This window comes from Methylophilus sp. DW102 (genome assembly GCF_037076555.1).
Classification (GTDB): Bacteria; Pseudomonadota; Gammaproteobacteria; order Burkholderiales; family Methylophilaceae; genus Methylophilus; species Methylophilus glucosoxydans.
In genome coordinates this window covers 629,933-655,121 of sequence record NZ_AP029023.1, presented here as the reverse complement: position 1 = coordinate 655,121, position 25,189 = coordinate 629,933, and the positions used below count along the sequence as shown (strand labels likewise).

Annotated in this window: 14 protein-coding genes and 1 tRNA gene; 12 read left to right on the top strand and 3 right to left on the bottom strand. The window is 49.6% G+C overall.

Features of this window, described 5'->3' with window-relative positions; translation table 11 throughout:
* Positions 1 to 44: 44 nt before the first annotated feature.
* Positions 45 to 1,184, bottom strand: coding sequence for an NDP-sugar synthase (locus tag AACH41_RS03085; protein ID WP_338656683.1), 1,140 nt, complete (start codon positions 1,182 to 1,184; stop codon positions 45 to 47).
* A gap of 230 nt (positions 1,185 to 1,414) precedes the next feature.
* Between AACH41_RS03085 and AACH41_RS03080 the strand changes: the two genes are divergently transcribed.
* Positions 1,415 to 2,449 carry a sulfite exporter TauE/SafE family protein gene (locus tag AACH41_RS03080; protein WP_194749438.1) on the top strand — a complete coding sequence of 345 codons (1,035 nt, stop codon included), beginning with the start codon at positions 1,415 to 1,417 and terminating at the stop codon, positions 2,447 to 2,449.
* 90 nt (positions 2,450 to 2,539) lie between these two features.
* Positions 2,540 to 2,616: transfer RNA gene (locus AACH41_RS03075), tRNA-Arg, on the top strand.
* Positions 2,617 to 2,844: 228 nt separating this feature from the next.
* On the opposite strand, the gene AACH41_RS03070 is transcribed toward AACH41_RS03075, so the two are convergent.
* On the bottom strand, positions 2,845 to 3,096 hold the full coding sequence (locus tag AACH41_RS03070; protein ID WP_338656680.1) for a hypothetical protein: 252 nt from the start codon (positions 3,094 to 3,096) through the stop codon (positions 2,845 to 2,847).
* Between the two features lie 243 nt (positions 3,097 to 3,339).
* Here AACH41_RS03070 and hsdR point away from each other — a divergent pair, with 243 nt between their 5' ends.
* From hsdR to AACH41_RS03045, 5 genes are read left to right on the top strand one after another with little or no spacing between them, the layout of a single operon-like run.
* A complete protein-coding gene (hsdR, locus tag AACH41_RS03065; RefSeq protein WP_338656678.1) occupies positions 3,340 to 6,747 on the top strand; it encodes a type I restriction-modification system endonuclease in 3,408 nt (1,135 codons plus the stop codon).
* A gap of 50 nt (positions 6,748 to 6,797) precedes the next feature.
* Complete coding sequence (locus AACH41_RS03060) at positions 6,798 to 8,369, top strand: N-6 DNA methylase (RefSeq protein ID WP_338656676.1); 1,572 nt, start codon at positions 6,798 to 6,800, stop codon at positions 8,367 to 8,369.
* Positions 8,366 to 10,099 carry a restriction endonuclease subunit S gene (locus AACH41_RS03055; protein ID WP_338656675.1) on the top strand — a complete coding sequence of 578 codons (1,734 nt, stop codon included), beginning with the start codon at positions 8,366 to 8,368 and terminating at the stop codon, positions 10,097 to 10,099. The genes AACH41_RS03060 and AACH41_RS03055 overlap by 4 nt, the downstream gene beginning before the upstream one ends.
* Before the next feature lie 19 nt (positions 10,100 to 10,118).
* Positions 10,119 to 11,699 (top strand): AAA family ATPase, encoded by a 1,581-nt coding sequence (locus AACH41_RS03050; protein WP_338656673.1) that lies wholly within the window; start codon positions 10,119 to 10,121, stop codon positions 11,697 to 11,699.
* Positions 11,700 to 11,703: 4 nt separating this feature from the next.
* A complete protein-coding gene (locus tag AACH41_RS03045) occupies positions 11,704 to 12,552 on the top strand; it encodes a hypothetical protein (protein WP_338656672.1) in 849 nt (282 codons plus the stop codon).
* Between the two features lie 320 nt (positions 12,553 to 12,872).
* Here AACH41_RS03045 and AACH41_RS03040 read toward each other — a convergent pair whose 3' ends face one another.
* Entirely contained in the window at positions 12,873 to 14,999 is a 2,127-nt protein-coding gene (locus AACH41_RS03040) for a molybdopterin oxidoreductase family protein (protein WP_338656670.1), read from the bottom strand.
* Between the two features lie 294 nt (positions 15,000 to 15,293).
* Between AACH41_RS03040 and AACH41_RS03035 the strand changes: the two genes are divergently transcribed.
* The 5 genes from AACH41_RS03035 to AACH41_RS03015 all read left to right on the top strand — a co-directional run bounded on the left by AACH41_RS03035 (position 15,294) and on the right by AACH41_RS03015 (position 25,180).
* A complete protein-coding gene (locus AACH41_RS03035; protein WP_338656668.1) occupies positions 15,294 to 15,860 on the top strand; it encodes an MOSC domain-containing protein in 567 nt (188 codons plus the stop codon).
* A 388-nt stretch (positions 15,861 to 16,248) separates the two neighbouring features.
* Positions 16,249 to 17,550: an MdtA/MuxA family multidrug efflux RND transporter periplasmic adaptor subunit gene (locus tag AACH41_RS03030; RefSeq protein ID WP_338656666.1), complete on the top strand. Its 1,302-nt coding sequence runs from the start codon at positions 16,249 to 16,251 to the stop codon at positions 17,548 to 17,550.
* A 15-nt stretch (positions 17,551 to 17,565) separates the two neighbouring features.
* Positions 17,566 to 20,652 carry an efflux RND transporter permease subunit gene (locus AACH41_RS03025; RefSeq protein ID WP_338656664.1) on the top strand — a complete coding sequence of 1,029 codons (3,087 nt, stop codon included), beginning with the start codon at positions 17,566 to 17,568 and terminating at the stop codon, positions 20,650 to 20,652.
* Complete coding sequence (locus AACH41_RS03020) at positions 20,649 to 23,777, top strand: efflux RND transporter permease subunit (protein ID WP_338656661.1); 3,129 nt, start codon at positions 20,649 to 20,651, stop codon at positions 23,775 to 23,777. Before AACH41_RS03025 ends, AACH41_RS03020 begins: the two co-directional genes overlap by 4 nt.
* Positions 23,774 to 25,180 carry an efflux transporter outer membrane subunit gene (locus AACH41_RS03015; RefSeq protein WP_338656659.1) on the top strand — a complete coding sequence of 469 codons (1,407 nt, stop codon included), beginning with the start codon at positions 23,774 to 23,776 and terminating at the stop codon, positions 25,178 to 25,180. Before AACH41_RS03020 ends, AACH41_RS03015 begins: the two co-directional genes overlap by 4 nt.
* The last annotated feature ends 9 nt before the right edge of the window (positions 25,181 to 25,189 follow it).

Below are 25,189 nucleotides of genomic sequence, written 5' to 3'. Positions count from 1 at the left end.
CAAATGAAAACGGACTAGTCATGTAAAATCAAACCGCGCTGAAATTACAACCTCGCATAAGCGTAGTTTTGCGGATACACCACTTTTTCCCGTGCATCAGTCCAGATAATGTCGCAACTGTCATCATCCATATGCACCATGCGGCCATTACGGTCTACGCAATACTCGCCACAGACGATGCGCTCAACAATTTCATAGCCCTGCGCAATGCGGGTGTAATCAAACAAAATGGAGCGGATCACCGTACTGTCGCGCTGGATATGGCAACCCGAGTTAATCCAGGTTGGGCCAACAATGCGGGTATTTTTATCAATCCGGCTACCAGAACCAATGTATACCGGCCCCTCAATCTGCGTGTGCTCCCAGTCAATATGCACATTGAGGCCCACCCACACACCCGGTTTCACCTGCTTGCCCGGAATCGGCATCGACGGGAAGAAGCCTTGCATCATTTGCTGCATCACCAGCCAGTAATCGGTCACTACGCCAATATCAATCCAGTTAAACGGATGCTGGATCGCGTAAAACGGCAACCCTTTTTGCACCAATAAAGGAAACAAGTCCGAGCCAATATCAAACTCGCTGCCAGAAGGGATCAAGTCCAGCACCTCCGGCTCAAAAATATAAATGCCGGTACTCGCCCAGTTAGAGCGCGCCTCCAGCTGGCTAGGCTTCTCCTGAAACGAGATAATGCGCCCTTCATTGTTGGTCACCACCACACCATAGCCAGACACCTTGTCCATGGGCACCTGCATGGTCACCAAGCTCGCCAGTGCGCCTTTTTCCTTGTGCTCTTTCACCGCACGCGTAATGTCCAGGTCAATAATCGCATCCCCGCACAACACAATCGTGGTTTCATCAAAAAAGCCGCTAAAGTCCTGAATCTTGCGCATGCCACCGGCTGAGCCCACTGCATGCGGCACCACCTGGCCATCCACAATATCCCCCTCAAACGAGTAGCCGATATTCACGCCAAAACGATGACCATCCTCAAAGTAATCCTGAATCTTTTTGTGCAGATAACTGACATTGACCATAATATCCGCCACCCCATGCAATGCCAGGTGCTCCACCAGATAAGCCATCACTGGCTTGCCCAGCACCGGAATCATCGGCTTGGGTAAATCATAAGTCAGTGGCCGAACGCGAGTGCCCTTCCCCGCAGCTAAAATCATGGCTTTCATCGTGCTATATCCTCATATGTTTAGATTTATCAGCCAAGCATAGTCACGCTCTATGACACGATTATTGCAACCTTTAGTACGCTCCCCGAGTCAAGGCAAGGTGAGCGCCAACCCCCTGCCCGCCAAACGACTGCCGCTTTTTTATAGATGCTTACTAAAAGCCCAGGCATTTGGGCTATGATTTAAGCGTTTCAAATGCAACCACAAACATAACGCCTACCCTGCCCCACATGATTTATTTAAATGTTTTCCTCATTGCCTTCATCGCGTTTGCAATCAGTATGGTTTGCGGCGGCGGAGCAGGCCTGTTACTGATCCCCATTCTGGGCCACGTGCTCCCGGCGTCTCAGGTGCCAGCGGCGCTATCGGTAGGCACCTCAGTGAGTTCACTGACCAAGCTCTATTTGTTCTTCCAGCACATTAACTGGCGTATCGTCAGGCACTTTCTGCCCCTCGCCTTACTGGGGGTGATCGTCGGCGCCTGGCTACTCAGCTACCTGGCCCCGATGTACATCGAGCTGTGCATGGCCATTTTTCTGGTCTGCAACCTGCCCTACCTCTTCAAAAAAACCGCCGCCCCCAGTGCAGACAAACCCGCGCTATCCAACCACTTTCTTAAATTCATCGGTTTTCTCGCAGGCTTTATCTCCGCCCTCACCGGCGCAGTCGGCGTCTTGTTCAATGGTGTTTACCTCAGATACGGGCTCAGCAAAGAAGAAATCATCGCCACCCGCGCAGCCAATGAGATTTTTCTGCACATCGTCAAACTGGGCCTATATGCCTATTTCGGATTATTTACGCTAAAAGCACTCACCATCGGCTTGCTTGTTGCCATTGCCGCCGTCGCAGCCACCTACCTGATGAAATACGTGCTACCTAAAATCTCCATCAGCCTCTTCAGCAAAGTCGGCTACGGTGCCATGGTCTTGTCAGGCGTCGTCTTGCTCAACAGTGCCATCATCCGCATTCAAGAAGCACACGACCCCAACGTACACATCGTCCGCGTCTCCAAGGGCTATGACGCCACGCTAAACTGGGATGATTTAATCTACACCATTGAGTTCAAATACGGCGAAGGCTTTGAATTTGAAAGAATTATTCCATTCACAGCGCTGGACGCGCCAAGACAAGCCCATGTAAACGCGCAGAATATAGGCGCTGACAAGATTGTCATTGAAAAAGTCTACTCTCTGAAGAAAATCTCATACGAAGCCTATTACTACAGAGGCGAAACTAACTTGATCAAAAAGATCAAGTTTAAGTAACAACGAGAAACGCTTTGAATCAAACACACCTAAAAATTGAGCGGCGACAAGCGAAGCCAGCCGCACTTAATTTGCTATAATGGCAGGATTGCGCCCGTAGCTCAGCTGGATAGAGTATTGGTTTCCGAAGCCAAGGGTCGTGGGTTCGACTCCCGCCGGGCGCACCATACAAATCAAAGACTTAGACCATCTGGTGCCATAAAACACCATGTAACTGGTGCTAAAATGGTGCTAAATTAAGAGAAAATACCCCTAATTTCTAGTGTTTTTTTGACAAAAATTAAGCATATTTCGTGTTGAGTTGGCGCATTACGTCATGGGTCGTTGCCCATATTGAACAATAAAAAAGGCCAAGGTTTAAACCTTGGCCTTTTTTAACATTTCACCTGCTAAATTCAAATCCAATTAGCCAAGTTGACTAATTCTTGTGGGGTAGCAGCATGATTCAAATTACCTTCCAAAGTCGCAGTGTTCACAAACGCCACTCTTTCAGAGTCATTTTTTCCAATCCCTACGTGCACTTCAATTGCCCCACCAGTCCATATCCCAATTTTGTAGTTTAGTAGCATCCTAGCAATAAACCTAACTTCATTGGACATTGCAGCAGCCATAATTTCAGATGCCTCTGCAGCTGTGTATGCAGACATCGCCAGGAGTGCGTGTCTTTCTTTGTTGGCAACCCATCAGTGTCCAAATAAATTCATTGGGCTGAATTGCCAATTAATTAGCTATCCATTAGTAAACTAATTACTCCCGATTGCAAACTTGATCTCCAATTAACAGATGAGTTAAAGTTAATAAACTATGATTTCTGATCAAATAAAACCTTAAGAAAATCATAAATTTAATGTAAAAATTTAGCCAAATTATTAAAACAAGACCGGATAAAAATGGCCAGCAATAACTTTTCTTTTCTAAAACATCATGATGAGCTTTTAGTGCGTTTGGTAGAAACAGCAGAGATGTGCTTTTCGCCGGACCCTAATACAACGCTAATCAAAATGCGTCAGTTAGGTGAAGAGCTTGCCAAAACAATAGCCTCACGCGTTGGAGTTGAATCAGGAAGTGAGATTAAACAAGTTGATCTTTTAAGAAATCTTGATTACACACTCAGACTTGATACCCAAATCAAAGACGCATTTCATACATTAAGAAAATTAGGAAACTCTGCTGCTCACGATATAACAAGCTCAAGCCATCGAGATGCGCTGAATGCATTGCAAGTAGGGCATGCTCTGTGTCAGTGGTTTCATATAACTTTTGGTGGAGACAAAGCCGCTGGCTTCAAAAAAACAAACTTTGTAAAGCCAGTTGATCCTTCAGAAACAGTACGTCAGCTTGAAGAGGCAATACTTGAACTTCAAAAGAAAAATAAATCAGCCGAAGAACGTCTGGCACTTGCTGATCAACTTAAACAACTAGAAGCGGATAAAGCGCAAGCAGAGAAACAACGCGCCGAGCAAATGGCCAGCGAAAGTAAAGTTTGGGAAGAATTAGCCATACAACATGAAGAAAAGCTAGCTGAATACAGAGCTAAGATGGATGCGGCTAATATAGCTTATTTCTCTCTTTTCAATGGGTTAGAGAAACAACAACAAGCCGCAAAAATTAGTTACGTAGAAAAATCAACACTACAACTTAATGAAGCTGAAACACGTGTTTTGATTGACCAACAATTAATTGAAGCTGGCTGGGAAGCTGACAGCGTAAATCTAAAACATGCTAACGGTGCTCGCCCTATTCCCAATAAAAACCGCGCTATTGCTGAATGGCCAACAGATTCTGGCCCTGCAGATTACGTCCTCTTTATAGGACTAACCCCAGTAGCGGTGGTTGAAGCAAAGAAAAATGCAAAAAATATTTATAGCAGTATCGATCAAGCCAAACGTTACGCCAAAGGGTTGCAAGCGCAGAATTGCTTAACTATTGAAACCACATACGGTGATTTTAAAGTGCCACTGACTTTTGCAACGAATGGCCGTCCGTATCTAAAACAGCTAGAGCAAGAGAGTGGCATTTGGTTTTTAGATATAAGGGATAACGCTAACCGCCGTAAAGCCCTTAAAGGCTGGTATACCCCACAAGAAATTAAAACCTATCTTCGCCAAACACCTCAGAAGGCACAAGCTGAGTTGGATGAAATGGCGTTTGATTACAACTTAACCCTGCGTGATTACCAAATTGATGCAATTAAAGCTGTAGAAAATAGTATCAAGGACGGAAAACAAACAGCACTACTAGCCATGGCCACAGGCACAGGTAAAACCAAAACCGCCATTGCCATGATTTATCGACTGCTTAAATCCGAGCGTTTTCGCCGAATCCTGTTTCTTGTTGATCGCTCAGCACTCGGCATACAAGCAACAGATGACTTTTCAGAAGTTCGCTTAGAAAATCTCAACACTTTCGCGGATACCTTCGAAGTTATGGGTATAGCGCAGAATAAATCAGTAAAACCAATCCCAGACGATGGCACAAAAGTGCATATTGCAACAGTACAAGGGCTAGTCAAACGCTTACTTTATCCAGACGATAGAGACAACAAGCCAGGAGTTGGTCAATATGATTGTATTGTTGTTGATGAATGTCACCGTGGATATTTACTCGATCAACAATTGAGTGATATTGAAATATTATTTAGAGATCAAAAGGACTATCAATCTAAATATCGAAGCGTTATTGAGTATTTCGACGCATTCAAGATTGGATTAACAGCCACCCCAGCATTACACACTACAGAAATTTTTGGCCCACCAGTTTTTACTTATAGCTATACAGAAGCCGTTGTTGATGGATATCTAAACGACCACTTGCCCCCGATTCGCATTCATACCAAACTGGCCGAACAGGGCATCAAATATCAAGTAAACCAAGAAGTAAAAGTTTATGATGCCGAAAAAAATAGTATCGAAACATATAATACTCCAGACGAGTTGAATTTTGATGTTGCTGACTTTAACCGTAAAGTCATAGCGCCTGAGTTCACCGCAGTGGTCAGCAAATGGCTAATCGAGAGTGATTCGATTAATCCATACTCAGAAGCTAAAACGCTGGTGTTTTGTGTGACCGATAAACATGCGGATGAAGTTGTCGAAGCACTTAAAGCCGCCATTGAGAATTATCATGGTGAAGTTGAAGACGACACTGTACAAAAAATCACTGGGACAAGTGACAAGCCACTGGCAAAAATTCGTAGCTTTAAAAATGATCGTTTACCGAATATCGCTGTTACGGTTGATTTGCTAACCACGGGTGTAGATGTCCCTAAAATCTGTAATCTCGTCTTTTTGCGCAGAGTTAATAGCCGGATTTTATTTGAACAAATGCTTGGTAGAGCCACACGTTTATGCCCAGAGATAGGCAAAGGCCCTTTCCGAATTTACGATGCTGTAGATATTTACAAGCAATTAGAAGCGGTTAACACAATGAAACCTGTGGTAACCAATGTTGATATTAGCTTTAGCGAACTTGCCACCGAAATGATGCAAAGCCATGCGCCAGATTTACAAGAACTCGCTAAAAGACAGTTTCTTGCCAAGTTGCAAGTTAAAAAGAACTTTTTAACTGACGAACAAGCTTCAAAATTTGAAACCATAGTTGGCCAATCACCATCCGATTTTGCCAAAACACTTAAAGCCATGTCATTAGAACAAGTGGCTGAATGGTTTACCAATAACCCTAGCCTTGCAGAGATATTAGACCAAAAAGCCACGGGCAATAGCAGCTTTAAATCACAGGTGGTAATTCACGATGGTGAAGATCAAGTTACGCAGATCACCACAGGCTACGGAGAAGGCCAAAAGCCAGAAGACTATTTGAATGCATTTAAAGACTTTGTAAATGCCAATAGCAATCGTTTGATCGCCATTCAAACCGTAATCAATAAACCATGGGCCTTAACCCGACAAAGTTTGAAAGCCTTAGCGGTTGAGTTAGATTTGAATCACTTCCGAGAAAAAGACCTGCAAACAGCTTGGAAAGAAATTAAGCAAGAAGAAATCGCCGCTCGCATTATAGGCTTTATACGTCAAGCAGCATTGGGCGAGGCGTTAATACCATGGGAGCAACGTGTAGATAAAGCCCTAGAAAAGATTATGAATAGCCAACCTTGGAAAACCCCACAGCGTGATTGGCTAACACTGATTGCAGAACAGATGAAAGCCACCACCATTGTGGATGAAGCAGCTTTAAGCCAAGGTGTTTTTCAACACCAAGGCGGCATTAAGCGTGCAAATAAACTGTTTGAAAAACCTGTTACTGAGGTATTAGAACAGTTTAACCAAGCAATGTGGAATTAAAACTAACGTACCCCACATAACTAAAATAAATAGAAAGTAGTAAAAATCTCATGAGTACTCAAGACCTCGTCGCCAAGCTTTGGAACCTTTGTAATCTGTTAAGAGATGACGGTGTAACTTATCACGAATACATCAACGAGCTGACCTTTCTTGTATTTTTAAAAATGGCCAAAGAAACAGACACCGAAGATGGCCGAACAGAACAAGAAAAAACACGTGAATTAAAAGAAAATGAAGTACGTAAATCGCCCAATATTCCTGAAGGTTGCCGTTGGGATGATCTCCAAAAGCTAAATGCCGCCTCCCGTCTAGAAGCATACAAAAAAATGCTCGTCGATCTCGGTACCCATGGCTCATTACTCACCCAAGCAATTTTTAACAACGCAAGCACAGTAATACGCAAACCAGCCACGCTAGATAAACTAGTGACTGAAATTGATAAGCTTGATTGGTATGCCGCCAAACAAGAAGGTTTGGGTGATATGTATGAAGGCCTGTTAGAAATTAACGCCACTGAGAAAAAATCAGGCGCAGGCCAATACTTTACCCCACGCGTACTCATTAACGCCATGGTCGAATTAATGAAACCTACGCTAGAAGATGTGATTGTCGACCCAACCGCAGGTACTGGGGGCTTTTTAATAAGTGCCCATCATTATCTTAATGCGCATAACAATGTGCGTGCCTTAGATGAAAAAGCCTACGACAAATACCAACACCGCACCTTTTACGGCATGGAGCTCGTGCCAGATACCCGTCGCCTAGCCATGATGAATCTAATGCTACACGACCTAGCGATTGATGACCAAAACCCAGGCATTATTTATGGCGACACATTAAGCAATGAAGGCAAGGCACTGCCCGCTGCCAGTTTAATTTTAGCTAACCCCCCGTTTGGCACTAAGCAAGGCGGCGGAATTCCTACTCGTGATGATTTAGTACATTACACCAGCAATAAGCAACTCGCGTTTTTGCATTTGATATATCACGTCATGCTAAAACCCGGCGGTCGTGCGGCAGTCGTGTTGCCAGATAATGTGCTGTTTGAAGGCAGTACTGGCAAAGTCATTCGCCAAGACTTAATGGAGAAATGTAATCTGCACACCATTCTGCGCTTGCCTACTGGCATTTTTTACGCAGCAGGCGTTAAAACCAATGTACTGTTTTTTAATAAACCAGCAGATACAAAGAAAGACAAAGGTAACACTCAAAATGTGTGGGTGTATGACATGCGTGCCAATATGCCACAGTTTGGTAAAAGAACTGGGTTTACTGAAAAATACTTTGAAGAGTTTTATAACGCAGTAGGCGGTGATTTAACTCAAGTAGATGAAGCAGCAAGGGACGCCTTTATCCAGCAACACATTGCTGGTAGTGAAATTGGCAACGTTGACACTTGCCGCTTACGTCGCTTCACGAGGGACGAAATACGTGCAAAAGATGACTCACTCGATTTAGTGTGGATACGTGATGATAGTGTGGAGGATAGTGCCAACCTGCCTGAACCCGATGTGTTGATTAACCAGGCGATGGAGGAGTTGGCAGGAGCCATGCTAGAGCTGAAAGCGATTTTGGTCGAACTAGGTACTGCGGAAGAAGATGCTGATGAGGTGGTTCTGTGAATGAGTCTCCAAGTAGCTGGGTTTATTCCACGCTTGAAAAAGTTGGTTTATGGAGTAGTGGCGGCACACCCAAACGGACAATCAAAGACTATTATGATGGTCCCATTCCTTGGCTTGTAATAGGCGATTTAAATGACGGTTTGGTAACAAGTTCAAAAAATACAATAACTGAATCAGGTCTAGTTAATAGCTCTGCCAAGCTTTTGAAAGAAGGTACATTATTAATAGCTATGTACGGTTCGATTGGTAAATTAGGTATCGCGGGTGTTGAGTGTGCAACGAATCAAGCAATAGCTAGCTGTGTTGTTGATAATCAAATTGTAAGTAGAAATTATTTATTTTATTTCTTGATGAGTAGAAGAAAGCACTTACTTTCATTGGGAAAAGGTGGGGCGCAACAAAATATTAGCCAGACAGTTTTAAAGGCATATGAAGTGCCCTTGGCACCACTGAATGAACAAATTCGCATCGCCAATAAACTCGACAGCCTGCTAGCTAAAGTTGATGACGCCCAAACGCGGCTGGAAAAAATCCCCAGTCTACTTAAACGCTTCCGCCAATCGGTACTCGCTGCGGCCACATCGGGTGAATTGACGAGGGAATGGAGAGCCCAGAATGTGACCGAAAGCATCTGTGAACTCGTAGAATGGTCATTCTCTCAAAAAATGGGAAAGCTCAAAGTTAGAGCAAAAAAAGGGTGGGACGTAAACCTTCAATTACAAACCTTACCTGACAACTGGGCATGGATTCCAAACTTTAAACTTGCGAAAGGTAAGTCTACGGCAATTTGTGCTGGGCCTTTTGGTACCATATTCAAAGCTAAAGACTTTCGTGATCAAGGTGTCCCTATCATCTTCTTACGGCATGTAAAGGAAAGTGGTTTTAATCAGAATAAACCAAACTATATGGACCCCGATGTTTGGAAAAAGCTGCATCAAGATTATTCAGTACATGGTGGTGAACTGTTAGTTACAAAGCTAGGCGATCCTCCTGGCGAAGCTTGCATTTATCCTCAGGATTTCGGCGCTGCGATGGTAACTCCTGATGTTATCAAAATGGATGTTGATGAATCTGTTGCGTACACTGAATATCTGAAGTTCTTCTTTAATTCGCCTAACTGTAAAAACATGCTTAGGGAGCTAGCGTTCGGAGCAACACGGCTGCGAATTGATATTCCTATGTTTAAAAATTTTCCAATACCTCTTCCACCAATTAATGAACAAAATGAAATTGTCCGCCGTGTCGGATCACTATTTGCACTTGCTGACAGTGTTGAAAAACAATATACCGAAGCAAAAAAACGGATTGACCGCTTGACTCAATCCTTATTAGCCAAAGCTTTTCGCGGAGAGCTGGTGCCGCAAGAACCAAATGATGAACCAGCCGCTGAGTTGTTAAAACGCATTGAAGCAGAACGTAAACATTTGACGGAGAGTAAGCCAAAACGTAAGGCTACAACAAACAGAAACGATAAAAATGCCACTAAAAGTAAAGGTAATAACCTCACTATGAAATTAAGCGATGCGCCAGAAAACTACTTACTTGATCAGTTAAAACACTTAGGTGGAGAGGCAGATGCCAAGTTGTTATGGAATAAAACCGAGCTTGATATCGATGACTTTTATGCAAAGCTCAAACAAGAAATGCTGGCTGGTAACATTATTGATGATAAAACCTCACCAGATGCATCTCAACGTAAATTAAAAGTCTTGGGCTTAGATAATAATTAAAAGAAAGGTTAGTGCTTACATGCGGATACAGCGCCTTTATATAAAAAGTTATGGCAATCTCAATGAGTTTACGTTTACGCCCGACCAGCAGTCGCAAACAAGTGTAGTAATAGGCCGTAATGGCGCTGGAAAATCCAACTTAATTGAGGCGCTAGTCGAGATTTTTCGTGATCTTGAGGGTGGTGATGCTTCAGACTTTTATTATGAATTAGCATATAAAATTCGCGGATATATTATAGAGATTACTAACGACCCAGAAAGCAGACCCAAGCAAAAGATTATTGTTAATACCCAAAAAATATCGTCAATTTCCTTTGAAGAACAAACCGATATTTATTTACCTAAACATGTATTTGCCTATTACTCTGGATGGAACCGTCGTCTTGAGAAACTTTTTGACAAGCCGACTAAAGCGCTATACAAAAAATGGAAAAGTGGTGGAATAAGTGACAATATTCCATTACGACGCATGTTTTACTGCCGTAAAGATTATAGCCAGCTTGTATTGTTGGCTTTCTTTTTAATGGATGAAAATCCTAAAATTAAAGAATTTTTATTAAGCTTTTTAAAAATCAAAGACTTTGAATCTGCACTTTTTGTGATGCACAAGCCCTTTTGGCGAAGTTCTAGCAAGCCAAGTAAGCAAGATTTAGAAGAAGGAGACCCTTTGTTTTGGTATGCCAAGGGCGCGTTCCAAACCTTTACCGACCGACTATGGCGACATGCCATTGGGCCAATTCGTAATGAAGAGACGGTTCCAAAAGACTTTCGTGATCGCACTGAAGAACAAGAGCGTTTATATCTTTACATTAAAGATAAATCAACTTTGAAAGAGTTGATGTATCCAGGTGAAGATGAAACACACTTTTTTGCGCATTTAGAAGGTTTACATCTGTGTGATTTAGTCGATGAGGTTCGCGTTACAGTTGATCATAGCAAAGCAGGGTTAATCCGATTTGACCAATTATCTGAGGGTGAGCAACAGCTACTGACGGTGCTAGGATTGTTGCATTTCACCAAAGGTGAAGAAAGTCTATTTTTATTAGATGAACCTGATACGCACTTAAATCCTGCGTGGACTTATGAATACTTAAGTTTGTTGGAAAATCAGGTGGTCGATCATTCATCTCAACTATTAATAGCGACTCATAATCCTTTAATGATTGGCAGCCTAAAACGTGAGCAAGTGCGTTTGCTAAACCGATATGATAATGAGGGAATTCATACGATAACTGCCGATATGCCAGATGAAGACCCAATTGGCATGGGTGTCGATGGCTTGCTTCAATCTGAGATATTTGGCTTACGCTCAGTGCTACCACCTAGTGTTGAAGACCGTTTAACAATGCGTTATAAGTTGCTGGGCATAAAAAATAAAACAGAACAAATGGTTGCAGATTTGGCGCGCCTAACAAAAGAGTTAGAAAGCCTCGGGATAGCACATAGTTTTCCACATCCCTACTTTAATCAGTTCTCGCAGGCATTAGCCCGTAATGAAATCATGAATAAGCGAGACTTTAGTCCTGAGGATATCGCTAGTCTTGAAGCTTTATCAGATGAGCTTCTGCAAAACATTATTGACGGCAAGGTAAAGAATTAGTCGTATGAAATATATCCCTTTAAGAGAGTCAAAAAAAGAAGAGCTCGAAGCGTGGCTGAACAAGTCAAACGAAATTCTGGCGGAAATGAAGCTAGAAACAAATCCCAAAAAGCGTAGAGCTATTATTCATCGGAACAAAAGTCATTGGCGTAATGATGATTTATTAAATTATTTAAAAAAATTATCAGATGGAAAGTGTTGGTACACCGAAGCAAGATTTGTTGCTGAGTACCCTCAATTAGAGCACTTCCGCCCTAAAAGTTGTGCGCGTGATGAAGACTGGAAAAAGTGTCATGACGGTTATTGGTGGTTAGCATTTGATATCGAAAACTACAGAGTGTCTAAACCAATGCCTAATGTTAAAAAAGGTACTTACTTTCCATTGCGTGAACCAGCTATGGCGGTTTGTGATCCAGATGTTGCCATAACACGAGAGTCACCCTTGTTTCTTGACCCCGTAAACCAAGGTGACGCTGAGCTAATTAGTTTTAATGCACTTGGTCAACCAGAGCCATGCCCTGAACCAGCTGTCGATCTATGTGAATGGGATAAGCGGCGTATCGAGTTTTCAATAAAACGCTATGGACTTGATAACACTGAGTTATGTGACCGCCGCAAAGAGCTTTGGGTTGCTATAGAGAGCATGATTAGTGAATACGCTACTAATGCTAAAAGAGCCACACACAATGACTGTAAAATAAGCAAAGGCAAGGCAGAGCAACTAATAATACAACTAAAAAAATATCTAGAACCATCTCAAGAGTTTACTAGTTTAATCAGCGCATGCTTTCTTTCTAACAAAGTTGGGAAAGCCCTTTATCCAAAATTATTGACTCAGTTATTGGCGGCATAGGAACTAAAAACAATATCAACCTATAGATATCTTCCTAGATCATCATAAATAACGATCAACGCTCTCACTAGAGCTTCCCTCACCACGTATCAGTCAGCCTATGGTTGGCTACCAAGGGTTCAAAACGCGCGACTATGGGCAGAGTGAGTGAGATTTGAGCTCAATTGTTTAGATTGAACTCCTAAAAATCCAAAAACTTGTCAAAAAATACTCCTTATTTGTAGCAAAATGATGCGTAATTCCCAACCCATTAAATAGTAAATTGGGTTGTGAAATGAACATGTCGAACCAAACCCTGTTCCTGTTTTTCAACCAAACTCTCAAACAAGCTCGACTTCCACCAGATTGTCACTAAACGTATTTGAGTGACCCATGTCACCATACTCGGCAGAACTAATACAGTTAACAGTCCCCTTGTTGAGTTGGCGCCAATAGCCCAACGTGGCAACCACGATGCCGGGGTTCACGTCTGTGGTGACCCGGGCGACCGCTTCAAAAGCGCCTCTTTCGTTATAGGTTTTGACCATCATGCCATCCTGCACATCGCGTGCGAGTGCATCTACCGGGTTGATCATCAGGTATTGCTCGCCTTGCACACGAATTTTGGATTCCATATTCGCGTAGGAAGAATTAATAAAGCCATGGCTTTTGGGGGAGATGATGTTTAAAGGAAACCTGGCCGCCAGCGCTGCGTTGGTATCAGGAGCTTCGCGACTTGGCACATAGGCTGGCAATGGGTCTAAGTCTTCGCCTGGCTGAAAACCGTCATACATCTGCCTGAAAGGGCCGGCGACAAAATTCTTGGCGCCTTCGACCATGAACATGCATTTACCGGTTGGGGTGGGGAAATTGCCCTCGCGATGTGGGGCGCGGTCGTCTTTGGTGCCGACATTCAGTCTTGCAAACCCGTGCTCACGCATGTAGTTGAGGTCTATGCCTTTGCAAGCGGGTGAACTCCAATCTACATAGTTTTCAAGACATTCGCTGTCGCTCCATTTGAAATTGTCTTCTTCGAATCCCAAACGCTGGGCTAAGCGCCGGAATATTTCATTGTTGGGTAAGGCCTCGCCGGGGGGCTCTATGCATTTGGTGTTGTAGGTGAGGTATAAATGGCCCCAGGATAAGATCATGTCTTCCTGCTCTGCCCCCATGGCTGCGGGCAAGACAATATCTGCATACGACGCCGTATCTGAAATGAAGTGATCGGCAACGATGGTAAACAGGTCTTCGCGCTTGAGCCCTTCGATGACCTTGTCAGTTTCGGGCGATTGGGTGACTGGGTTGGTATTCCACACCATGATCGATTTAATCGGCACCTCTAGCGGCGTTTCGCCAAGCAGCGCTCTGCCTAATTGCAGGATATTCACCACCGGCGTACCTTCAGGGATCAAGTCCGGCCTGCAAATCACATCAAACTTGTAAGGATGCTCCCAGACTGGGAATTGCAGCGCACCGCCGCCAACGTGTCGCCAGGCTCCAATCAGGGCGGGCAATGAGGTGACAGCGCGTATCGCCTGACTGCCGCCATAACTGCGTTCCAGCGCGACGCCAATGCGGATTGCGGCTGGCGGCGTGGTCGCATATTCGCGTGCAAACAGGCGAATCTGGTCGGCGGGGATGCCTGTGATGTTAGCTGCCCATTCCGGCGTGCAGGGTTTAGCTCTTTCCGCCAGCTCGGCATAGCCGACGGTATATTTCTCAACATAGTCATGGTCAACCAAGTCTTCTGCAATGATCACGTGCATCATGGCCATCGCCAGCGCGCCATCGGTCCCTGGTTTGGGGGCAATATGCCAATCGGCTTCTTTTGCGGTTTTGGAAGCGAACGAATCCACCACGACGACTTTCGCGCCTCGTTTTTGGGCGTCTTTAATAATGTGCCAGTGATGCAGGTTGGTGGAGACCGAGTTACACGCCCAGATGACGATGAAATTGGCATGGATAAAGCTTTCGGGGTCCACGCCGGCGGTTGGCCCGACCGTGAGTAACCAGGCAGTGCAAGAGCCTTCGCCACAAAAGGTTCTTTCACAAACGGTGGCGCCCAGCCGGTTGAAAAAGGCATCCCCGCCATTGAGTCCATGCACCAGCCCCTGGTTACCCAGATAACTGACTGGCAATATCGCGCGAGGGCCTTCATGATTGATCAGTGCTTGCCATCGATCCACAATCGTATCCAGGGCCTCATCCCAGGTGATGCGCTCAAACTGATTCGTGCCTTTGGGCCCTACCCGCTTCATGGGATACAGCAGGCGGTTGGGGTGATAATGCCGCTTTTCGTAATCTTTTAATTTGACGCATAACCCGCCTCGCGTCATCGGATGATCAGGGTTACCTGAAACTGAAATCAGCTCGCCGTTTTTGACATGAAACTGCATCGCGCAAGTATCAGGACAATCATGCGGACAACCACCATGAAAGGTTTGGACTACATCTGCAACATCATTCATATGACACTCCAAGCGCACTGTTATATGCCGTCATGTTTTAAAAAGAATCAATGCAAGACAGGTCTGTCTATTCCAAATACTATACCCCTTAGCATGGAAATACAATGCTGCTGGATATTGATACTTTTTGTTCTTAAAGCGGATCATCGCCTGCAGATAAAAAGTTTGAACATGGGTTGCATGAATCGCTATTCAAACTCGATATAATCGTTCTAGGCGATACGCAAACAAAATCAATTGTGTTTTCCCAGCGCCCCAATTGATGAATCGCCGCTTATTTTTAAGACTCAATCAATGCAAACCGCCACCCTGCGTGACTTAACCCAGCACTTTAGCCAACACGGTCGACTGGAAAACATTTACCTTCGTCCAGATCGCGGCCAGCCTTGTTTGTCACCCAATCAAGCCTTAGCGATAGCAAACCGTGGATTGCAAGGGGATAGAGCAAGCTTGCGCGCGTCATCACAAGCGAATGGTAGCAAACGGCAAGTAACCTTGCTGCAAGCCGAGCATTTACCAGTGATTGCGGCACTGACTGGTCGGGCGCAGGTGGATCCGGCGGTGCTCAGGCGCAACCTGATTGTCTCCGGGCTCAATCTGCTGGCGGCTAAATCGCTGTTTAAAGATCAGCCCTTGCATCTATTGATAGGTGAAGTGGTGCTGGAGGTGACTGGCCCTTGTGAGCCATGCTCACGTATGGAGCAGGTGCTGGGGACAGGCGGTTACAACGCCATGCGTGGTCATGGCGGGGTCACGGCTCGGGTTTTAAACGGTGGGTGGCTGCAGCAAGGAGACACGGTGCGGGTGATGGTCGCTGAGTCTGCAACAGATGCGCCGTTGCAATCGTCTTTGAGCTTCTAGCAGAAGCTAGCCCGCAAAATTACTTTTTCCTGACTTGTCGTCGCCGTCTAACCCCCTGACTACGCCCGCTTCAATCCCCCGCGTTGAATCAGGGGTTGATACATTTCGTGACAAAATCTTTTGCACAATAATCGCACCAATTGTTAGATTAGCTGCCTAGCAAATGCAGCACTCAATGCGGTGATGCAAGGTTACGCCCTGTAAACAGATATCACAGTGAGCCCCACCCCAATTACAAACTCCTCCCGTTTGCGATTTGGAATTTTCTTTTTCTGGAAAACCAGAATCGGGGGATGGGCGCGATAAAATGCAAGTCGCGGGGGTGAATGATTGACCGCATGAAGAGATGTTTGTATTTTCAACGTTGAGCAAGCACATTGAGTCGGCTATGTCTAATAAAAAAGCGCTATTGAACACTGCAATAGGACTGATTGCCCTGGGATTGGCGATCTGGTTCTGGAAACATCCGCGTACCGAGCAAGGGGCTGAGGTGCCCCAGGCCGAGGCGCAAGCTGAGCAAGGGCATGGTCGCGGACACGGCGGCCATCATGGCCCAGGGGGAGACAAGCCCACGCCAGTGACAGCGGCCACGGTGACGGTTGCCGATATTCCGGTGACACATACGGCGCTGGGGACGGCGATTCCGTCTGCGGTGGTGACGGTGACCAGCCGCGTGGCCGGGCAATTGATTCAAGTGGCTTTTCAGGAAGGTCAGCTGGTCAAGCAAGGGCAGTTATTGGCGAAGATTGATCCGCGTCCGTTTGAAACGGCGCTGGGGCAGATTCAGGGGCAGGCAGTGCGCAACCAGGCCTTGCTCAAAAATAGCCAGATTGATTTGGAGCGCTATAAAACTCTGCAAGCGCAAGACTCGATTGCCTCACAACAAGTAGACTCACAAGCCTCGCTGGTGCAGCAATATCAGGGCACGGTGCAGGCCGACAAAGCCTCGGTGGAAAACGCCAGGTTACAGCTCAGTTTTACCAACATCACCGCGCCGATCAGTGGCCGCATTGGCTTGCGTCAGGTCGATAGCGGCAACAATATCGACACCACCAGCCCGATTGCGGTGATCAATGCGATTCATCCTATCCATGTGGTGTTTACGCTGCCGGAAGACCGCATCACGCGCCTGGTGGCACAAAGCCAGTCAAGCGCTGGCTTGCACAAACTCAAGGTAGAAGCTTGGGACAAAGGCAATACGCGGCGGTTGGCCAGCGGGGTGCTGGAGAGTATTGATAACCAGATTGATACGACTTCGGGCACACTTAAGCTCAAGGCGGCCTTTGCCAACGAGGACGACCATCTGTTTCCTAACCAGTTTGTGAATGTGAAACTGTTTAGCGAGACGATTCCGCATGCCAGCGTGATCCCGATCAATGCCTTGCAGCAAGGGCCGGACGGCGCTTTTGTGTATAAAATTGTGCCCGATACCAACGGCGAAAAAGTGGTGTTGCAAGCGGTGACGGTGGGGCATACCGACGCGGAAATCGCAGCCATTACCAAGGGCTTGCAGCCGGGTGACCGGGTGGTGAGCAGCGGCATTGATAAACTCAAGCAAGACGCCAAAGTGCGGGTCAAGGACCCGAATCACGCGCTGGATCCGGCTGAGCAGGCGGACCCAGCGCCGGCCAATGGTAGTGCTGACGGACAAGCATCCAAGCATAGACGTCGCGCGGCAGCCGGGGCATAAGCGGCACGCCTGACGATGATGAACCCTTCACGGCTGTTTATTTTAAGACCGGTGGCGACCTCGTTATTGATGGTCGCCATTCTGCTGGCGGGCCTGCTGGCGTATACCTTGTTGCCAAAAGCTGCCTTGCCGCAGGTTGATTACCCGGTGATTCAGGTGGTCACGCTCTACCCCGGCGCCAGTGCCGAGGTGATGGCGATGAATGTGACCTCACCGCTGGAGCGTCAATTTGGCGCTATGGCTGGCCTGGCACATATGTCCTCTGCCAGCTCTGGCGGCGTTTCAGTCATTACCTTGCAGTTCAGCCTGAAAAACAGCCTCGATGTTGCCGTCCAGTCAGTTCAGGCGGCCATGAACGCGGCCAGTACCTTTTTGCCTGCGGATTTACCCTCCCCGCCCATCTATAACAAGGTGAACCCGGCCGATGCCCCGGTGCTGACGCTGGCCGTGACTTCGCAGAGCCTGCCATTGCCCAAGTTACGCGACCTGGTGGATACACGCATGGCGCAAAAAATTGCGCAGGTGAGTGGCGTGGGCCTGGTCAGTGTGGATGGTGGGCAAAAACCGGCGATCCGCATTCAGGTGAATCAGCCCGTGCTGGCGGCCTACGGGCTGGGCATGAATACGCTGCGCACCATCATAGACAGCGCCAACTCCAACCAGGCCAAAGGCAATATTGATGGCCCCTTGCTGGCCTATGAGCTCGATGCCAACAGCCAACTGCGGTCAGCAGAGGAATACCGTAACCTGATTATTGCCAACACCGGTGACCGGCCCGTGCGCCTGCGGGATGTGGCTGAGGTGAAAGAGGCACAAGAAGACTTGTATATCTCTGCCTGGGCCAATCAAACGCCCGCCATTCTGGTCAATATCCGCCGCCAGCCCGGCGCCAATGTGATTGAGGTGGTCGAGCAGATTCGCGAGCGCCTGCCCGGCCTGACGGCGGGCTTGCCGGCCGATGTCAGCGTCAGCGAACTCACTAACCGCACGCATACCATCCGCAGTGCGCTTGAAGATGTGCAGTTTGAGCTCATGCTGGCCATTGCCCTGGTGGTGATGGTGATCTTCCTGTTTTTGCGCACGGCGGCGGGCACCGTCATCCCCAGTTTGACTGTGCCGTTGTCGCTGGTGGGCACGTTTAGCATCATGTATGCGGCGGGCTTTAGCATCAACAACCTCACCCTGATGGCGCTGACCATTGCCACCGGCTTTGTGGTCGATGATGCCATTGTCATGATTGAGAATATCGCGCGCCATATTGAAGAAGGCGAGACGCCGATGAATGCCGCCATCAAGGGCGCCCGCCAGATCGGTTTTACCATTATCTCGCTGACCTTTTCACTGATTGCGGTGCTGATCCCCTTGCTGTTTATGGGCGATGTGATTGGCCGCTTGTTCCGGGAGTTTGCCGTCACACTGGCGGTCGCCATCCTGATTTCGGCGGTAGTCTCGCTCACCCTGACGCCCATGCTGTGCGCGCGCTTGCTCAAACCGGCCAAAGCCCCTGTCGCAAACCAGACTAACCTCATAGACCGCATCATTGCCTATTACGGCAGAGGACTGCAGGTTGCCTTGCGGCACCAGCCGCTGGTATTGCTGCTTGCCGCCGCCTCGCTGGTGCTGACAGTCACGCTGGTGATCAGCATCCCCAAAGGCCTGTTCCCGACCCAGGATACCGGCTTTATCCAGGTGATCACCGAGGCCAACGGTTCGGATGCTTTCAGCGTGATCAGCCACAAGCAGCAAGCCGTGGTAGAAGCCATTTTGCAGGATGCCGATGTAGAAAGTATTTCTTCAGTGGTAGGCGTGGATGGGGTCAACACCACGCATAACAGTGGCCGCATGCTGATCAACCTCAAGCCCTACCCGCAACGCCAGGCCAGCGCCAGCGAGGTCATTACCCGCTTGCAATCTCGCCTGGAGGCCACCGCCCCGCTCAAGCTGTTTATGCAACCGGTGCAAGACCTGACGTTGTCAGACCGTGTCAGCCAGACCCAGTATCAATACCTGCTGACCAGCACCGATCCGCAGGCCTTGCAAAGCGCGCTCCCCGGCTTTATGCAAGCACTGCGCAAGCTGCCGCAACTGACCACCGTCACGCATAACCTGCACAGCGACGGCCTGCGCGCCGCCGTGACCGTGGACCGCGACAGTGCCGGGCGGCTGGGCATTACCATGGCGGATGTGGACAATGCGCTCTATAGCGCCTTTGGCCAGCGCATGATCAGTACCATTTTCACCCAGGCCAATCAGTATCGCGTGATTCTTGAGTCGCAACCGTCCTCGGCCTCGGGCTTGCAGGTGCTGGATCAGGTTTATGTCACCAGCAATACCGGGCGCCAGGTGCCGCTGGCGAGTATCGCCCGCATCAGCGAGCAACCGGCGGCGCTGGTGGTGAACCGGGAAGACCAGTTACCCTCGGTCACCATTGGCTTTAACCTTGCCGATGGCTATGCCCTGGGGGATGCCGTGGCAGCGATTGATGCAGTCAAACAGCGCATGCAATTCCCGGCCACCATCATCAGCCGTTTTCAGGGCGCAGCCGCGGCATTTAATGCTGCACTCGGCAACGAGTTGTTTTTAATGCTGGCCGCCATTCTCACCATGTATATCGTGCTGGGGATTTTGTATGAAAGTTATATCCACCCGCTGACCATCCTCTCCACCTTGCCTTCAGCGGGCGTCGGCGCCTTGCTGGCCCTCATGCTGACCGGACACCCGCTCAGCGTGATTGCCATCATCGGCATTATCCTGCTGATCGGCATTGTGCAAAAAAATGCCATCATGATGATTGATTTTGCACTGGAGGCCGAGCGCCATCATGGCAAGTCGCCTGAAGAAGCCATTTATGAAGCCTGCCTGCTCAGGTTCCGGCCTATCCTGATGACCACACTGGCGGCGCTGTTAAGTGCCGTGCCGCTGGTCACCGGCGATGGCCCCGGCTCAGAATTGCGTGCGCCGCTCGGCATTGCCATGATAGGCGGCCTGTTAGTGAGCCAGTTGCTCACCTTGTTTACTACGCCAGTCATCTACCTGATGTTTGACCGCCTGGCCCAGCCTAGTCAGCACAAAGCAGTCACACACAGCGAGGCGAACCCATGAGTGGGCTCACGCTGTTTTTGCGCCGCCCCGTGGCCACCACCTTGCTGGCACTGGCCATTGCCTTGCCCGGCATAGCCGCTTATGTGGCGCTGCCGATTGCCTCGCTGCCGCAAGTGGAAATGCCCAGCATCGATGTGTTTGCGCGCCTGCCCGGCGCCAGCGCCGAAACCATGGCTTCCGCCGTTGCCTCGCCGCTGGAGCGTTCGCTGGGCAATATTGCCGGCCTCAACGAAATGACCTCCAGCAGCACCAAAGGCCAGACCAGGGTCAGTTTGCAGTTTGATCTGGACCGCAATGCAGACAGTGCCGCACGCGATGTGCAAGCGGCCATCAATACCGCCATCCCCTTGCTGCCAGCCGGCATGCAAAGCAACCCAACCTGGCGCAAGAGTGGCCCGACCATGATCATGCATATCGCGCTGACCTCGGACCGCTACAGCCAGTCCGAGCTGTACGATGTGGCCTACAGCTTGGTCGGGCAGCGCATCTCGCAAGTGGATGGCGTGGGCCAGGTCAACGTCAATGGCAGCGCCTTGCGGGCGGTCAGGGTAGAAGTGAATCCGCTCACTGCCAATCAATATGGCATTAGCCTGGACCAGATCCGCACGGCCATCGCCAATGCCAACGCCCATTTACCCAAAGGCTTTATCGAGAGTGCCAGCAAACGCTGGCAGCTGGAGGTTAACGACAGTAACCGCCAGGCGGCCGATTTTCGTGACCTGATTGTGGCCTGGCACAATGCCGCCCCTGTCAGGCTGCGCGACATTGCCGAGGTGAAAGACTCGGTGCAGGAGCTGCGCAGCGCCGGTAGCGTCAAGCAAAAGCCCGGCGTGGTCATCGCGGTGAATAATATCCCGGGCGCCAACATTGTCGCCACGGTTGATGGCATCAAGGCCTTGCTGCCCAGGCTGCAGCCCTTGTTGCCCCCTGGCATTGCAATGGAAGTGCTCATAGACCGCAGCACCATCGTCCGCAAATCGTTAGAAGAAGTCGAACACAGCCTGCTGATTTCGATTGGATTGGTGATCGTGGTGACCTTTGTGTTTTTAAAAAGCGGGCGCGCGGCGCTGATTCCCAGCATCGCCATTCCGGTGTCCTTGCTGGGGACGCTGGCCGTGATTTACCTGTGCGGTTTCAGCCTCAATAACCTGACCTTGATGGCGCTTATTATTGCCACCGGCTTTGTGGTGGATGATGCGATTGTCGTGGTCGAAAATACGGCCCGGCACATTGAACATGGCCTGAGCCCCTTGCAGGCGGCGCTGCGGGCAGTGCACGAGGTGTCATTTACCATTATCGCCATGAGTCTGGCACTGATTGCGGCATTTATCCCGCTGCTGTTCATGGACGGTGTGGTCGGGCGCATGTTCCGCGAGTTTTCAATCACGCTGGCCAGTGCGGTCATCATTTCATTGCTGGTGTCGCTGACACTGACACCCGTCCTCTCCTCCAAACTACTGCGGCCGCAGGCATCAAAGCTTGGCGCAAAGGCAGGCGGCGCTGACCATACGAGTCCCGCTCCCGCCACGCAGGACCAGCCCTGGCCTGCGTCGGTGTATCAGCGTGTGCTGCGCTGGAGCCTGGACCACAGGCGCCTGATTCTGCTGCTCTTCACCGTGGCCATCGGCAGCAACCTTTATCTGTATACCCTGGTGCCCAAGGGCTTTTTTCCGCTGCAAGATACCGGCCGCTTGCAAGGCAACTTCGAGGGCGACCAGAATCTGTCGTTTTGGGCCATGCGTGAAAAAGTGGCCCAATTCATGCAGATCATCGCCCGCGACCCCGATATCGATACCTATTATGAATACACGGGTGGCTTTGGCGGCGGGCAATCCAATACCGGCATGCTCAATGCACGGCTGAAACCCCGCGCAGAACGCCAGGCCTCCGCGCAAGAAGTGGTGGATCGCTTGCGTCCGCAACTGGACCGCGTGGCCGGCGCGTCGTTACGGTTGCGACCACAACAGGAATTCAATATCGGCTTGCGTCCGGGCTCGGCAGAATACCAATACACCTTGCTCTCCAGCAGCGTAGACGATTTACGCCAGTTTGCTCCCAAACTCAAAGATGCCATGGCCAAGCTGCCGCAACTGACTGACGTCTCCAGTGATGCACAAGACAAGGGCTTGCAGATTAATCTGGTGGTGGACCGCGATGCGGCCACGCGCCTGGGCATCACCCAGCAGCAGATTGACAGTGCCTTGAATGATGCCTTTGGCCAGCGGCTGGTCTCCACCATTTACGAGCCGCTCAATCAATACTATGTGGTGATGACGGTGGCGGCCCGCTTTGCGCAGGGGCCGGAGTCCTTGCAGAATATCTACCTGACCAGCCTGAAAAACCAGCGCATTCCGCTGGCCAGCTTTGCCCACTGGCAACCGGTGAATACGCCGCTGGCGGTCAATCACCAGGGGCAGTTTGCCGCCGCCACGATCTCGTTTAACCTGGCCCAAGGCTATGCGCTGGATGCCGCCAGCCAGGCCATCGAATCGACCTTTGCCGCGCTGGCGCCGCCAGAGAGCATCCATGGCACCTTTGCCGGTAAAGCCAAAGCGTTTCAGGATTCCATGGATAGCCAGCCGTGGCTGATCCTGACCGCCGTGATCGCGATCTACATCGTGCTGGGCATGCTGTACGAAAGCCTGATCCATCCGCTGACCATCCTCTCCACCCTGCCCTCGGCGGGCATAGGCGCCTTGCTGGCCCTGTTATGGTTTGACAGCGAGTTGACCATTATCGCTATGATAGGCATTGTGCTCCTGGTGGGCATTGTCATGAAAAACGCCATCATCATGATTGATGCGGCGATTCATTTGCGGCGTGAACACGCGCTCTCTGCCGAAGCCGCCGTCACCCAGGCCTGCCTGCAACGCTTGCGGCCCATTTTAATGACCACCCTGGCGGCGGTGCTGGGGGCGGTGCCCTTGTTGCTGGGCGTCGGCGATGGTGCTGAAATCCGTCAGCCGCTGGGCATCTCCATTGTCGGTGGCCTGCTGGTAGGGCAAGTGCTGACGCTGGTCACCACGCCCGTGGTTTATCTGTATCTGGATGATGCGGGGCGTTGGCTCAGCCAGCGTTTCGGCCTCTCGTTAAACTCAAATTCTTTGAAGAATCAAACGGTATGAACATAGTCAAAATGTGGGTGCTGGCCATGGCGGGCCTGATGATACAAGGATGCAGTGTCTGGCAAGACTATGTACGCCCGCGCGTCGAGATACCGGCACAATACAAAGAACCGCCGCCTGCAGGCTGGAAAGTGGCCGAGCCTGGTTCACCAGAACTGTCTGCGGCCTGGTGGGAACGTTACAACGATCCCCAGCTGACTGCCTTACTCACGCAAGCCAATCAAGCCAACTACACCATCCTGATTGCGGAGGCCAATTATCGGCAAGGGCTGGCACTGGCGCGGGCGAGCCACTCGCCGCAATTGCCCGCACTCAACGGGCAGGCAGGCGCCACCCGCGGAGAGACCACCAATACCACTGGCGTGCGCAGTGATTACAGCATTGGCCTCAATGCCAGTTGGGAGATGGACTTGTGGGGCAGGATACGTAACAGCGTGATCGCCGGCGAAACCAATGCCGAAGCCACGGCCGCCGACCTGGCAGCGGCCAAGCTCTCGGTCCAGTCTACGCTGGCACAAACCTATTTTCAGCTCAGGATTCTGGACTCGCAAAAGCTGCTGCTGGATAACACGGCCAAAAGCTTTGATCGCTCACTCAAGCTGACCACCAACCGCTATAACGTGGGCTTGGCCTCGCGCACGGAAATCGCCCAGGCCGAAACGCAATTGCGCAACACCTTGGCGCAGTCGATTGATATCAGCGCCTCGCGCGCGCAACTGGAGCATGCGATTGCAGTACTGATCGGCAAGCCGCCAGCAGAATTGTCCATCCCCGAACAACCATACAAGGACGTGGCCAACTTGTCTCTGCCCGCCGCGAATACAGGCTTGCCAGCCAGCCTGCTGGAACGCAGACCAGATATTGCCGGGGCTGAGCGCAGGGTCGCCTCCGCCAATGCACAGATCGGCGTTGCGCGGGCGGCACTCTTCCCCACGCTGACGCTGGGCGCGACCTTTGGCTATAGTGATAACAGCCTGAGCAATCTGCTTTCGCTGCCTAACCGCCTCTGGTCACTGGGCCCCGCGCTGGCCGGGCCGATTTTTGATAACCAGCTGCGTAGATCGAATACCAATGCCGCCATTGCCCGCTACGATGCCAGTGTCGCCACGTATAAACAAACCGTGATTAATGGCTTGCGCGAAGTTGAGGATAATCTGGCCTTGCTGCGTATTCTGGAGGCGGAGGCAAAAGAACAGGAAACCGCCGTCAAATTTGCACGCGAAGCCGTCACCCAAACCGAGAACCGATACCGTGCCGGCATCAGTGAATACCAATACGTGGTCAACGTGCAGTCCACGCTGTTGAGCGCCGAGCGCAACCTGCTCTCCATCACCGGGCGCAGGCTCAATGCTTCAGTGGCTTTGATGGTGGCCTTAGGCGGAAGCTATATTCAGCCAGACTAACCAATGATT